Source organism: Leifsonia xyli subsp. cynodontis (genome assembly GCF_050632205.1).
Taxonomy (GTDB): Bacteria; Actinomycetota; Actinomycetes; order Actinomycetales; family Microbacteriaceae; genus Leifsonia; species Leifsonia xyli_D.
Genome location: NZ_CP192578.1, coordinates 261912 through 274711 on the forward strand (window position 1 = coordinate 261912; position 12800 = coordinate 274711).

General features: G+C 70.1%; 9 protein-coding genes and 2 pseudogenes. 7 read left to right on the forward strand and 4 right to left on the reverse strand.

Annotated elements, in window-relative coordinates; translation table 11 throughout:
* Positions 1-1190, forward strand: a pseudogene (locus ACQ86M_RS01295) (thiolase family protein).
* Positions 1191-1258: 68 nt separating this feature from the next.
* Positions 1259-2019 (forward strand): annotated as a pseudogene (locus ACQ86M_RS01300) (3-hydroxyacyl-CoA dehydrogenase).
* A gap of 86 nt (positions 2020-2105) precedes the next feature.
* On the opposite strand, the gene ACQ86M_RS01305 reads toward ACQ86M_RS01300, so the two are convergent.
* Positions 2106-3560 (reverse strand): helix-turn-helix domain-containing protein, encoded by a 1455-nt coding sequence (locus tag ACQ86M_RS01305; protein ID WP_431246779.1) that lies wholly within the window; start codon positions 3558-3560, stop codon positions 2106-2108.
* 115 nt (positions 3561-3675) lie between these two features.
* Between ACQ86M_RS01305 and ACQ86M_RS01310 the strand changes: the two genes are divergently transcribed.
* Positions 3676-5508 carry a phosphoenolpyruvate carboxykinase (GTP) gene (locus ACQ86M_RS01310; RefSeq protein ID WP_431246780.1) on the forward strand — a complete coding sequence of 611 codons (1833 nt, stop codon included), beginning with the start codon at positions 3676-3678 and terminating at the stop codon, positions 5506-5508.
* A 112-nt stretch (positions 5509-5620) separates the two neighbouring features.
* On the opposite strand, the gene ACQ86M_RS01315 is transcribed toward ACQ86M_RS01310, so the two are convergent.
* Positions 5621-7621 carry an ABC transporter ATP-binding protein gene (locus tag ACQ86M_RS01315; protein WP_431246781.1) on the reverse strand — a complete coding sequence of 667 codons (2001 nt, stop codon included), beginning with the start codon at positions 7619-7621 and terminating at the stop codon, positions 5621-5623.
* A 50-nt stretch (positions 7622-7671) separates the two neighbouring features.
* Complete coding sequence (locus ACQ86M_RS01320; RefSeq protein WP_431220381.1) at positions 7672-7887, reverse strand: hypothetical protein; 216 nt, start codon at positions 7885-7887, stop codon at positions 7672-7674.
* A gap of 93 nt (positions 7888-7980) precedes the next feature.
* Between ACQ86M_RS01320 and ACQ86M_RS01325 the strand changes: the two genes are divergently transcribed.
* The 3 genes from ACQ86M_RS01325 to ACQ86M_RS01335 are packed head-to-tail and all read left to right on the forward strand — an operon-like array spanning position 7981 to position 10615.
* A complete protein-coding gene (locus ACQ86M_RS01325) occupies positions 7981-8907 on the forward strand; it encodes an ABC transporter ATP-binding protein (protein WP_431246782.1) in 927 nt (308 codons plus the stop codon).
* Complete coding sequence (locus tag ACQ86M_RS01330) at positions 8904-9788, forward strand: ABC transporter permease (RefSeq protein WP_431220383.1); 885 nt, start codon at positions 8904-8906, stop codon at positions 9786-9788. The genes ACQ86M_RS01325 and ACQ86M_RS01330 overlap by 4 nt, the downstream gene beginning before the upstream one ends.
* Complete coding sequence (locus ACQ86M_RS01335) at positions 9785-10615, forward strand: ABC transporter permease (RefSeq protein WP_431246783.1); 831 nt, start codon at positions 9785-9787, stop codon at positions 10613-10615. The genes ACQ86M_RS01330 and ACQ86M_RS01335 overlap by 4 nt, the downstream gene beginning before the upstream one ends.
* Before the next feature lie 129 nt (positions 10616-10744).
* On the opposite strand, the gene ACQ86M_RS01340 is transcribed toward ACQ86M_RS01335, so the two are convergent.
* Entirely contained in the window at positions 10745-12139 is a 1395-nt protein-coding gene (locus ACQ86M_RS01340; protein ID WP_431246784.1) for an MFS transporter, read from the reverse strand.
* 166 nt (positions 12140-12305) lie between these two features.
* Here ACQ86M_RS01340 and ACQ86M_RS01345 point away from each other — a divergent pair, with 166 nt between their 5' ends.
* Positions 12306-12734, forward strand: coding sequence for a DUF2269 family protein (locus tag ACQ86M_RS01345; RefSeq protein WP_431220386.1), 429 nt, complete (start codon positions 12306-12308; stop codon positions 12732-12734).
* Positions 12735-12800 lie beyond the last annotated feature (66 nt).

Below are 12800 nucleotides of genomic sequence, written 5' to 3' on the forward strand. Positions count from 1 at the left end.
ATGACGCACGCCGAAGCGGTCATCGTCGACGTCGTCCGCACCCCGTCCGGGCGCGGGAAGCCCGACGGCGAGCTCTCCGACATCCATCCCGCCGACCTGCTCGCGGGCGTTCTGCTCGAGCTGGTCGGACGCACCGGCATCGACCCAGCGGTGGTCGACGACGTGATCGGCGGATGCGTCACCCAGTCCGGCGAGCAGGCGGGCAACATCACGCGCACCGCCGTGCTCAGCGCCGGCTTCCCCGAGAGCGTGCCGGCCGTGACGATCGACCGGCAGTGCGGGTCGAGCCAGCAGGCGGCGGCGTTCGCGGCTCAGGGCGTCATCTCGGGCGCGTACGACGTCGTCATCGCCTGCGGGGTGGAATCGATGAGCCGCTCGCCGATGGGCTCCAATGTGCAGGGCGCGTCCCTCGGGGGCGCTCTGCTGAAGGGCCGGTACCCGGAGGGGCTGGTGAACCAGGGTGTGGCGGCGGAGCTGATCGCCGACCGCTGGGGCTTCGAGCGGTCGCAGCTCGACGACTACGCGGCCGAATCGCACGGCCGGGCGGCGTGGGCGGCGGCGAACGGGGCGTTCGAGGGCGAGCTGGTCGGCGTGCCGACGCCGGACTCGGGCAGCGTCATCGCCGACGAGACCATCCGTCCGGGAACCACCGCGGAGAAGCTCGCCGGGCTGCAGCCGGTGTTCCGCACGGACCGTCTCGCGCAGCGGTTCCCGCAGCTGGAGTGGCGGATCACCGCCGGCAACTCGTCCCCGCTGACCGACGGTGCATCGGCGGCGCTCATCATGAGCGCGGACGCGGCGAAGCGGCTGGGCCTGCGCCCGCGCGCCCGGTTCCACTCGTTCGCCGTCGCCGGCAGCGATCCGCTGCTCATGCTGACAGGCATCCTCCCGGCGACGCGCAAGCTGCTCGACCGGAGCGGCGTCGGGCTGGACGAGATCGACGCCTACGAGGTCAACGAGGCGTTCGCGCCCGTGCCCCTGCTATGGCGGCAGGAGTTCGGCGCCGACCCGTCGAAGCTGAACCCGCGCGGCGGTGCGATCGCGCTCGGTCACGCCCTCGGATCCTCCGGCACCCGCCTGCTCGCCACCCTGATCAACGAGGTGGAGGCGCGGGGCGGCCGCTATGGCCTGCAGACCATGTGCGAGGGGGCGGCACCGCCAACGCCACCCTGATCGAAGTGCTGCGCTGACGGCGCGGCACCCCCATCCACGTCACGCCACCTCACGTCACGCCACCTCACCGAACCGAAGGAGAACCATGCAGCTCGACGGATGCTCCGCGCTCGTCACCGGCGGGGCCAGCGGCCTCGGCAACGCCACGGCCCGCGCGCTCACGGAGGCGGGCGCGCACGTCGTGATCCTCGACCTCCCGCGCTCGGAGGGGAGAAGGCGGCGATCGCACTCGGACCGACGGCGCGCTTCGTGGCGGCCGACGTGACGGATGAGGCGCAGGTCCAGGCGGCCGTCGACACGGCGTCGGGGCTGGCCCCGCTTCGCGTCGTCGTCAACTGCGCCGGGATCGCCACCGCCGAGAAGGTGATCGGGCGCGACGGGCTGATCCCGCTTGAGCACTTCGAGCGGGTGATCCGCGTCAACCTGATCGGCACGTTCAACGTCGTGCGGCTGGCCGCCGCGGCGATCGCGCAGACGGAGCCGGTCGGGGAGGAGCGCGGAGTCATCGTGAACACCGCCTCCGTCGCCGCCTTCGACGGGCAGATCGGACAGCCGGCCTACGCGGCCTCTAAGGGCGGAGTCGCGGCGATGACGCTGCCGCTGGCGCGCGAGTTCGCGCGCAGCCTCATCCGCGTGATGACCATTGCGCCGGGCATCTTCGAGACGCCGATGATGGCCGGCCTGCCGCAGGCGGCGCAGGACTCCCTGGCCGCGCAGGTGCCGCATCCTTCTCGCCTCGGCAAGCCCGCCGAGTACGCCGCCCTCGTGCGTGCGATCGTCGAGAACCCGATGCTCAACGGCGAGACGATCCGCCTCGACGGCGCGATCCGCATGCAGCCCAAGTAGCCGCCCGAGATTTGTGCCAAATCGCGGGAATCACGACTCCATGACCGCGATCTGGCACAAATCTGCGAGGTGGTGGGCGCACGGGGTCAGGCGCCGGAGTGCGCTTCGAGGAACGTGTACACGTCGGAGTCGTCGACACCCGGGAAAGAGCCCGACGGCAGCGGCGACAGGATGTGCGCGTGCAGCCGCGCACTCGGCCACGCCTTGCCCGCCCATCGCCCCGACAGCTCAGCTGGCGGACGCTTGCAGCACGACTCGTCCGGGCAGCGCGACTCGGCGCGGACCGTCGTCTCGCGCCCGCGGAACCACTTCGCCTCGTCGAACGGAACCCCCACGCTGATCGAGAACCCGCCCTCGGCCGTAGTGCCGGTCTGCGTGGCGCACCAGTACGTGCCGGCGGGGGTGTCCGTGTACTGGTACAGCTCCGTCGTGCGATTGGTGTGCGTGAACGCGCTTCGGGCGCCCCACTTGCGGCAGACGACCTGACCTTCGATGGAGCCCGTCACATCCGTCGGCAGCGGCAGCCCGTCGTTCTCGTAGCCCTTGTAGAGCGCGCCGTCGTCGCCCACGCGCAAGAAGTGCATGGTCATGTCGAGATGGCTGGTCGCCAGGTTCGTCAGCCGCAGGGCGGCGGCCTCGTGGGTGACGCCGAACGCGTCGCGGAAGTCCTCGACCGCGAGGTCCTTCTCCTTCTTCGCCTGCTGCAGGAACGCGACGGCGGCCTCCCGCGGCATCAGGCAACAGGCGGCGAAGTAGTTGATCTCGAGCCGCTGGCGCAGGAAGTCGGCGTACGACGCGGGCCTGGTATGGCCGAGCAGCCGGTGCGCCATCGCCTGCAGCGCCATCGAGCGGAGGCCGTGCCCGCCCGGGATGGACGCCGGCGGCAGGTAGATGCGCCCGTTCTCCAGGTCGGTGATCGACCGGGCGGACCGGGGCAGGTCGTTCACGTAGATCAGCTCGAACCCCAGCTTCTCGGCCATCACGCTCACCTCGCGGTGGGTGAGCGCGCCGCGGGTGTGCCCGGATGCGCGCACCTGCTCCTCGGCGAGCTCCTCGATGGCCGGGATGTAGTTGTCCTGCGCGCGCATCCGCTCGCGCAGCTCGGTGTTCGCCCGGCGAGCCTCCTCCGGCGTCGCGATCGCCTCGTTGGCACGCCGGCTGAGCTCGCGATGCAGCCCGACCAGCGAACGCAGGGTCTCGGTCGGGGTGCCCTTCGTCGGCTTGACGGCGGGGAGCCCGAGGGACGCGTACAGCGAGCCGCGCTGCGCCCGCGCGAGTTCGATCTCGAGGGCGGCGCGCTCGTCCGGCGGCTCCGTCGAGAGCAGGTCGGCCGGCTGCACGCCGAGCGCGCTCGCCAGCGAGCTGAGCAGGGAGATGCGCGGCTCGCGCTTGCCGTTCTCGATCAGCGACAGCTGGCTCGGCGCGACACCCGCGGCAGCGCCCAGATCGTCCAGGGTCATGCCCCGGCGCGTGCGGAAGTGGCGGATGCGGTGGCCGAGAGTCGCGACGTCGATGTCGCCGGTGTCCACGGAAGTGCTCATGGCTTCACGTTAGCGAAAGATCCGCGATTCTTGAATCCATTTTGTGGGGTTGAGGCCCCCGAACATCACCGAAGCTGGATGCATCACCGCTTCTTTCGACGAAAAGGACCCACCCATGAGCATCGCCGAATTGGATCTCACCGACACCCCGGCACCCCGTGGGCTGGAGGCGGTCCGCGCCTGGGTCGACGAGATCGCCGCCCTCACGCAGCCCGATGAGGTCGTCTGGTGCGACGGCTCGCTCGCGGAGGCGGACCGGCTCACCAAGCAGCTGGTGGCCGAGAGCAAGCTGATCCGGCTCAACCCGGAGTGGCGGCCCAACAGCTTCCTCGCCCGCACGGACCCGAGCGACGTCGCCCGGGTCGAGGACCGCACCTTCATCTGCTCGCTCGACGAGTCGGACGCCGGGCCGACGAACAACTGGCGGGAGCCGGAGGCGATGCGCGCCGAGCTCCGCGGCGTCTTCTCGGGCAGCATGCGCGGACGCACCATGTACGTCGTCCCCTTCTCGATGGGCCCGGTCGGCGGCCCGATCTCGCAGGTCGGCATCCAGCTCACCGACTCCGCGTACGTCGCCGTCAGCCTCGGGATGATGACCCGCGTGACCGAGACCGTGCTCGACCTGATCGACGCCGGGCAGCCGTGGGTCCCCACCGTGCACAGCGTCGGGTACCCGCTGGTCGACGCCGACGGCGTGCGACGCGACGACGTGCCGTGGCCGTGCGACACCACGAAGTACATCGTGCAGTTCCCGGAGACGCGGGAGGTCTGGTCGTACGGCTCCGGCTACGGCGGCAACGCCATCCTCGCCAAGAAGTGCTTCGCGCTGCGCATCGCCTCGGTCATGGCGCGCGACGAGGGCTGGCTCGCCGAGCACATGCTCATCATCAAGGTGACCTCGCCGGAGGGACGGGCGTTCCACTTCGCCGCGGCGTTCCCGTCGGCGTGCGGCAAGACCAACCTGGCGATGCTGCAGCCGAGCATCCCGGGATGGACGGTCGAGACCATCGGCGACGACATCGCGTGGCTCCGGCCGGGCCCGGACGGCCGGCTGCGGGCGATCAACCCGGAGGCGGGGTTCTTCGGCGTGGCGCCCGGAACCGGCGAGAGCACCAACCGCACGGCGGTCGACACCCTGTGGGGCAACACGATCTTCACCAACGTGGCACTGCGCGACGACGGGGACGTCTGGTGGGAGGGGCTGACCGAGGAGCCGCCCGCGCACCTGATCGACTGGGAGGGGAAGGACTGGACGCCCGACAGCGGTCGCCCGGCCGCGCATCCGAACTCCCGCTTCACCGTGGCCGCCGCGCAGTGCCCGTCCATCGCCGACGACTGGGACGCGTTCGACGGGGTGCCGATCGACGCCATCCTGTTCGGTGGCCGGCGCGCGACGAACGTGCCGCTGGTCGCCCAGGCGCGCGACTGGCGCCACGGGGTGTTCATCGGTGCCACGGTGTCGTCCGAGAAGACGGCGGCCGCCGAGGGCGTCGTCGGCGAGCTGCGGCGCGACCCGTTCGCGATGCTGCCGTTCTGCGGGTACAACATGGCGGAGCACTGGGCGCACTGGCTGGAGGTTGGGGAGCAGCTGGGCGACAAGGCGCCGTCGGTGTTCCAGGTGAACTGGTTCCGCAAGGGCGACGACGGTCGATTCCTGTGGCCCGGGTTCAGCGAGAACTCCCGGGTGATCGAGTGGATCGCGCGCCGCGTCGAGGGGAGCGCGGACAGCGTCGGCACGCCGATCGGGCGGCTGCCCGTCGTCGAGCAGCTGGACCTCGACGGGCTGGACCTGCCGGCGGAGGACGTCGAGGCGCTGTTCGAGGTGGACCGCGACAGCTGGCTGGCCGAGTGCGACCTCACCGAGCAGTTCTTCGACCGCTTCGGCTCACGGGTGCCGGCCGCCCTCCGCGCCGAGCTCGCGTCGCTCCGCTACCACCTCCGCGCCTGAGGTCTCGCGCGCGCCACCGCCCCAGCCAACAATTCCGGAGATTTTCGGGTCGAGCCCGACGATTCGTGCGAAAAACTCCGGAATTGTTGGCTGGGGCGTCTGGCGATCGGGGTCAGACGAGGAGCTGGTGCTTGGCGAGGTCGCGGTACAGCGGAGTGGTCTCGACGAGTTCGGAGTGCGTGCCCGTTCCGATCACGCGGCCGTGGTCGAGCACCACGATCTGGTCGGAGTCCACGACGGTGGACAGGCGGTGCGCGATGACCAGCAGCGTGCGGTCCTCCGCCACGGCGTCGATCGCCTCGCGCATGAGCTGCTCGTTGCGCCCGTCGAGGCTGGAGGTCGACTCGTCGAGCAGCAGCACCGGGGGCGCGGCCAGCAGCGCACGCGCGATCGCCAGGCGCTGACGCTCGCCGCCGGAGAGCATGATGCCGTCCTCGCCCACCGGCGCGCCGAGCCCCAGCTCGCTGCGCTCCAGCACCTCGGTGAGGTTGACCGCGTGCAGTACGTCGATGCATTGCTCGTCGGTGGCGTCGGGCGCCGCGAGGGTCAGGTTGTCGCGCAGCGAGCCGGCCAGCACCGGCGCATCCTGCTCCACGTAGCCGATCTGCGACCGCAGCGCGACGCGGTCGAGGGTGCGCACGTCCATCCCGCCGAAGCGGACCTCGCCGCCCTGCGGGTCGTAGAACCGCTCGACGAGCGCCAGGATGGTCGACTTGCCCGCGCCGGACGGCCCGACGAGCGCGGTGCGCTTGCCCCGCGGCACCCGGAAGCTCACGCCGTGCAGCACGCCGCCGTGCCGCAGCGGTCCCTCAGCGCCGCCGGCGCCGGCCGCGGCTTCCGCCTCGGCGACGACATCCGTACCCGTCAGCGCCTCGAAGGCGAGACGCTCGGGCGACGGCTCGGCGACGGCTGCGGTGGATGCGGTGGATGCGGTGGATGCGGTGGGCGCTTCCCCGGCCGCCGCCTCCGCCCCGGCACCATCGGGGTACGCGAACCGCACATCCGCGAACTCGATCGCCGGCGCATCCGGCGCCAGCCCCTCGTTCGCGGCGCCGACGGTCATCGCCAGCGGCGCGAGCTCGCGGTCGTGCTGGTCCTCGGTCGGCAGGTCGAGGATCTCCTGGATGCGACCGAGCGCTCCGAGCGCCGAGTTGACCGCCGCGATGGCGCCGAACGCCTGGCCGAGCGGCAGGATCATCATGAACAGGAACAGGATGAACGCCACCAGGTTCGCGATCGTGATCGCTCCGCTGGCGACCCGGAACCCGCCGACGCCGAGCACGACCAGGAACGAGACCTGCATCGCGATCCCGGCGACCGGCACGACCAGGGCGGAGATCTTCGCGACCTGGATGCCCATCTTCCAGGCGCCCGTCGCATCCCCGTCGACGGCGGCGATCTCGCGCTCGGTCGCGTTCGCCGCGCGGATCGTGCGCACCGAGCTGATCGCGCGCTCCACCGCGGCCGCCAGGTCTCCGACCTTCGTCTGCGCCTTCTGACTGGCCACGCGGATGCGCCCGGACAGGAGCACCACCGTCACGACCGAGATCGCGACGACGAGCACGGTCAGCCCGAGCAGCACCGGGTCGATGATGAGCATCGCGATCAGGGCGCCGATGAACGTGAGCGCCCCGCCGATCGCCTCCACCAGGCCCTGGGTGAGCACCGCCCGCAGCAGGGTCGTGTCGGACCCGACGCGCGAGACGAGGTCGCCCGTGCGCCGGGTGTCGAACTCGCTGATCGGCAGCCGGAGCAGACGCCCGACCAGCTTGCGCCGCGACGACAGCACGACGCCCTCCCCGGTGCGCTGCAGCAGGTAGTGCTGGTAGCCCGAGATGAGCCCCGAGATCACGACCAGCGCCACCAGGCCCCAGACGAGGCCGCCGAGGGGCTGCTGCTTGCCCACGAGCTCGATCACCTGGCTGACCAGCAGCGGCTGGGCGAGGCTCGCCGCGGCGCCCAGGATGCTGAGCACGATGACCACCGCGAGCACGCGCTTGTGCTCCAGCAGGTAGGGCAGCAGCTGCGAGAAGCGGGCGCGGGGCCCGGCGTCGTCGGCGGAGCGGCCGAAACCGCGACGGCGGCGCGGCGCGGTGGCGGACGTGGATGACATGGCTGTCGGCTTTCGATCGGGGGAGGGGTGTCGGGGAGCGGCGATGGCCGCTAACTCCGACCGTACTTCTTGTGGACTGCCTGTTTGCTGACACCCAGCGCCAGGGCGATAAGCTGCCAGGTGGCGTTCGCGTTGCGGGCGCGGCGGACGGCGACGGCCTCGAGCCGGTCGAGCTCGCGGTGCATCCGGGAGATGGCGCGGAGGGCGACGATCGGGTCGTCGGAGTCGGCGTCGCCGGCGAGGGTGCGGAGGCTTCCCGTGTCCATGGCGTCAACCATAGTTGACGCCCGTCGGTTCGTCAACTTGGATTGACGACGAGCACCTCGCAATGTCGGCGGGCACGGCTACAGTGCTGAACTATGCCGACGCCCGTCATCGCCGCTCGCGGCCTGGTCAAGAAGTACAAGGAGTTCCCTGCTGTCGCTGGGCTCAGCTTCGAGGTCGAGCCGGGGGAGTCGTTCGGGCTGCTCGGCCCCAACGGCGCGGGCAAGTCCACGACCATGCGGATGATCGGCGCCGTCTCCACACGCACCTCCGGCGAGCTCAGCATTCTGGGCCTCGACCCCGACCGCTACGGACCGGAGATCCGGTCGCAACTCGGCGTCGTGCCGCAGGCCGACAACCTCGACACCGAGCTCCGGGTGCGCGACAACCTGATCGTCTACGGGCGGTACTTCGGTCTGCCCTCGGCACGGGTGCGCACGCGGGCGGACGAACTGCTCGCCTTCGCCCAGTTGGAGGACAAGGCGAAGGCCAAGGTCGACGACCTCTCCGGCGGTATGAAGCGCCGCCTGACGATCGCCCGGGCGCTCATCAACGACCCGCGCATCCTGCTGCTCGACGAGCCGACCACCGGCCTCGACCCGCAGGCCCGGCACATCCTCTGGGACCGCCTGTTCCGGCTCAAAGAGCAGGGCACCACGCTGGTCCTGACGACGCACTACATGGATGAGGCGGAGCAGCTGTGCGACCGGCTGGTCGTGGTCGACAAGGGCACGATCATGGCGGAGGGGTCGCCTGCGGCGCTCATCCGCGAGTACTCCACGCGCGAGGTGCTGGAGGTGCGGTTCGGCTCCGAGCGCAACCCGGAGGTCGCCGAGCGGCTCGACGGCATCGGCGAGCGGGTCGAGGTGCTGCCCGATCGCATCCTGGTCTACAGCGACGACGGCGAGGCCGAACTGGTCCGCATCGTCGACCGTGGCCTGCATCCGCTCACCAGCCTGGTGCGGCGGTCGAGCCTCGAGGATGTGTTCCTGCGGCTCACCGGACGGAGCCTGATCGAATGAGCGCGATCGTCGGGCCGGCGGGGGCGGCCGGCGCGCCGGGATCCGGCCAGGAGCCGCGGGAGGAGTCGCGCGCGGCGCTCGCCGCGGCGGTGCGACCGCGCCGCTACGGCGCCTGGTATGTGGCCGAGCACCGCTTCCGGGTGATGCGGTCGTACCTTCAGACCCTCTTCGTCACGGGCTTCGGCAATCCGCTGGTCTACCTTCTGGCGATGGGCCTCGGGCTCGGGAGCCTGGTGAGTGCCAACCTCGGGCCGAACGCCGTCGACGGCGTCAGCTACCTCGCCTTCGTGGCGCCGGCGCTGCTCTGCACCGCGGCGGTGACGGTCGCGAGCGAGGAGTTCACCTATCCGGTGATGCTCGGCTTCAAATGGAACCCCACGTTCTTCGGGATCAACGCGGCTCCCATCGCGCCCGGACAGATCATCGACGGCATCCTCATCTCGGTGATCGCGCGGCTGCTCGGCACGAGCGCGGTGTACTACGCCTTCATGGTGCTGTTCGGCGCCATCCCGAGTCCGTGGGGCTGGGTCAGCATCCTGGTGGGAACGCTCGGCGGGCTCGCCTTCGGTGCACCGATCATGGCGTACGTGGCGACGATCGAGCAGGACACGGGACAGATCGCCATGCTGATGCGGTTCGTCCTGCTGCCGATGTCCCTGTTCTCCGGAACCTTCTTCCCGCTGACGAACATGCCGTGGTTCCTGCAGTGGATCGGCTGGATCTCGCCGCTGTGGCACTCCACCGAGCTCTCACGGGTGTTCACCTACGGGATGAGCGAGCCGCTGTGGCTCTCCGTCGTGCACGTCGTCTACCTGCTCGCGCTCTTCGTCGCGTTCTGGATGTGGAGCCGCCGGATCGCCGGGAAGAGGCTGAACAAGTGACCGCCACCGAGGAGCGGCTCACCGCATCCACCGTCCGGTCGCGGCCGTTGCGCGCGCTCTACGCGGGCAACGCGCGCTCCGTGATGCAGCGCGGCTGGTCGGCGACGCGCAGCACCAACTGGCTGGTGATCGTCTCCGGCTTCTTCGAGCCGATCTTCTACCTGCTGTCATTGGGCATCGGGTTCGGAGCGCTGGTCGGCAGCATCCAGACCTCGTCGGGGCAGGAGGTGCCGTACGCCGCCTTCATCGCGCCTGCCCTGCTCGCGACCGCGGCGATGAACGGCGCCGTCTACGACTCCACCTGGAACGTCTTCTTCAAGATGCACTTCGCGAAGCTGTACGAGGGGATGCTCGCCACGTCGCTCGGCCCGCTCGACGTCGCCCTCGGCGAGATCCTGCTCGCCCTGCTCCGCGGGGCGCTCTACGCGGTCGGGTTCATGGTGGTCATGCAGGTGCTCGGGCTGAACCTGTCGTGGTGGGCGCTGCTCGCACTGCCCGCGGTGCTGCTGATCGCCTTCGGCTTCGCCAGCTTCGGGATGGGCGTCACCAGCTACATGAAGACGTTCCAGCAGATGGACTGGATCAACTTCATCCTGCTGCCGATGTTCCTCCTGTCGGCCACGTTCTTTCCCGTCACGGTGTATCCCGAGCCGTTGCAGGTGGTCATCAAGGCGCTCCCGCTCTGGCAGGGCGTCGAGCTCGTCCGCGGCCTGACCACGGGCGACGTCGATCTCGGGATGCTCTGGCACGTGCTGTACTTCGCCGTCATGATCGTGCTGGGCCTCATCCTGACCACCCGTCGTCTGCGCGCCCTGTTCCTCGACTGACGCAGTACGCCGCCGAGTGGTGACTCGTGGTCGCTATCCGGTGCGGATTGCGACATCATGTCACCACTCGGCGGCGCACAAGCGGAGCACGGAGCGGGAGCCCGGGGCCCGGCTGGGCCGGGCGGAGGGTCAGCTCACGTTGTCGGTGAAGTCGACGTCGCGCGTCTCCTTTGAGAGCAGCAGCGCGATGAGCGTCAGCACGCCCGCGATCGAGAGGTACACGCCGACCCAGACGGTGCTGCCGTGCGCGAGCGTCCACAGCCAGACCGCGATGGTCGGGGCGACGGCAGCGCCGAGCACGCTCGACAGGTTGTACGAGATCGCAGAGCCGGTGTACCGGACGTTGGTGGGGAACAGTTCCGGCAGCTCCGCGCCCATCGGGCCGAAGGTGAGACCCATCAGCGTGAACCCGATGATGAGCAGGGCCATCGTGCCGACGGTGCCGCCGGCGAACAGCGGAACGAACAGCAGGCCGAAGACGATGATGCCGAGGGTGACCCAGATCAGCGTCTTGCGACGGCCGTAGCGCTCGGCGAGCGGGCCCGCGACGAGGGTGAAGATCCCGAAGAACACGACGCCGATGATCAGCATGATCAGGAAGTCGTTGCGGCTGAAGCCGAGCCCCGGCACGAAGGTCGCGGCCGAGAACGTCTTGCCCGCCTTCTCCGCGGCCGCCTGTGCCTGCTCGGGGGTGGACGCGGTGGTGCCGTAGGTCAGCGTGAACGCGGTCATCAGGTAGAACAGCACGTAGGTCGCCAGCATGATGAAGGTGCCGAGGATGATCTGCCGCCAGCTGGTGCGGAACACGCGCGCGAGCGGGAGCTTGGCGACCTCGCCGGTGTCGACGACCTTCTGGAACGCGGGCGTCTCGACGAGCTTCAGCCGCACGTAGAGGCCGACGATCACGAGCACCGCGCTCAGCAGGAACGGGATGCGCCAGCCCCAGGCCGCGAACTGCTCGGGGGCGATGGTGAGGCTCAGGATGAGGAACAGCACGTTGGCGACGATGAAGCCGATCGGTGCGCCCAGCTGCGGGAACGTGCCGTAGATGGCGCGCTTGCCGGCGGGGGCGTTCTCCGTCGCGAGAAGGGCCGCGCCGCTCCACTCGCCGCCGAGCCCGAGGCCCTGGCAGAAGCGCATCACGACGAGGAGGAACGGGGCCCAGAACTCCCAGCCCGGCACCTGCGCGGTCGGGAGGCAGCCGATGAGCACGGTCGCGATGCCCATGGTGAGCAGGGAGCCGACGAGCGTGCCCTTGCGGCCGATGCGGTCACCGAAGTGGCCGAAGAGGATGGAGCCGACCGGCCGGGCGATGAACGCGACACCGAAGACGGCGAAGGAGGCGAGGAGCGCGGTGGTCGGGTCGGCGTTCGTGAAGAAGAGCGCCGGGAAGACCAGCACGGCGGCGGTCGCATAGACGTAGAAGTCGTAGAACTCGATCGACGTGCCGATGAGGCTGGCGAGGATGACGCGCCCCCGGGTGTTCGCGGGAGCAGGAGCGGTGACGGTGGCCGTCGTAGACATGCGTGAGAGAGCTTTCGAAGTGCGAGAGGAGGGCCGGAGGCGTGCGCGATGTCGGTCGGGCGAGGGCGCGGGGTCGGCGGAGAGGGGAGAGGCGCTTGTGGCGCATCCTCTAGCCTATGCGCCGCCGGGGAGCCCGCCGAATCCGGCCTCTCGCTACGCTGGGGGCATGGAAACCCTCTTCGCCGTGCTGCACGTGGTCGCCGCCGTCTTCATCGTCGGGCCGATGGCCATCCTCCCGATGACCGCCATGCGCGCCGTGCGCGCGGGGGACGCCCGACAGGTGGAGACGCTGGCGAAGTCGACGAACCTGCTGTCGCTGCTCTCGCTCCTCGTCGTGCTGTTCGGCTTCGGCGTGATGGGCCTGGCCGACAAGAAGTACGAGCTGAGCGTGACGACCCCGTGGATCCTGTGGTCGATCATCCTGTACGTGGTGGCGCTCGGCCTCACGCTGTTCGTCGTGGTGCCCGCGATGCGCCGGGCGGCAGAGGCGCTGCGCGAGGGCACCGCGTCGCGCTACCCGCAGATCGCCGCCGCATCCGGCGTCGCCAGCCTGCTGCTGCTCGCGGTCGTCGTGCTCATGGTCTGGAAGCCGTAACTCCTCCTCCAACTCCTTCTTGACGTCGAGAAGGCCGGAGGCGTATTCTCCTAATCAACAAATTGG

What these genes read in the sequence shown, in the direction of transcription:
- ACQ86M_RS01310 (WP_431246780.1), top strand. Translation starts at nt 3,676, where the DNA reads ATGAGCATCGCCGAATTGGATCTCACCGACACCCCGGCACCCCGTGGG.
- ACQ86M_RS01320 (WP_431220381.1), bottom strand. Translation starts at nt 7,887, where the DNA reads ATGGACACGGGAAGCCTCCGCACCCTCGCCGGCGACGCCGACTCCGAC.
- ACQ86M_RS01345 (WP_431220386.1), top strand. Translation starts at nt 12,306, where the DNA reads ATGGAAACCCTCTTCGCCGTGCTGCACGTGGTCGCCGCCGTCTTCATC.
- ACQ86M_RS01305 (WP_431246779.1), bottom strand. Translation starts at nt 3,560, where the DNA reads ATGAGCACTTCCGTGGACACCGGCGACATCGACGTCGCGACTCTCGGC.
- ACQ86M_RS01340 (WP_431246784.1), bottom strand. Translation starts at nt 12,139, where the DNA reads ATGTCTACGACGGCCACCGTCACCGCTCCTGCTCCCGCGAACACCCGG.
- ACQ86M_RS01325 (WP_431246782.1), top strand. Translation starts at nt 7,981, where the DNA reads ATGCCGACGCCCGTCATCGCCGCTCGCGGCCTGGTCAAGAAGTACAAG.
- ACQ86M_RS01315 (WP_431246781.1), bottom strand. Translation starts at nt 7,621, where the DNA reads ATGTCATCCACGTCCGCCACCGCGCCGCGCCGCCGTCGCGGTTTCGGC.
- ACQ86M_RS01330 (WP_431220383.1), top strand. Translation starts at nt 8,904, where the DNA reads ATGAGCGCGATCGTCGGGCCGGCGGGGGCGGCCGGCGCGCCGGGATCC.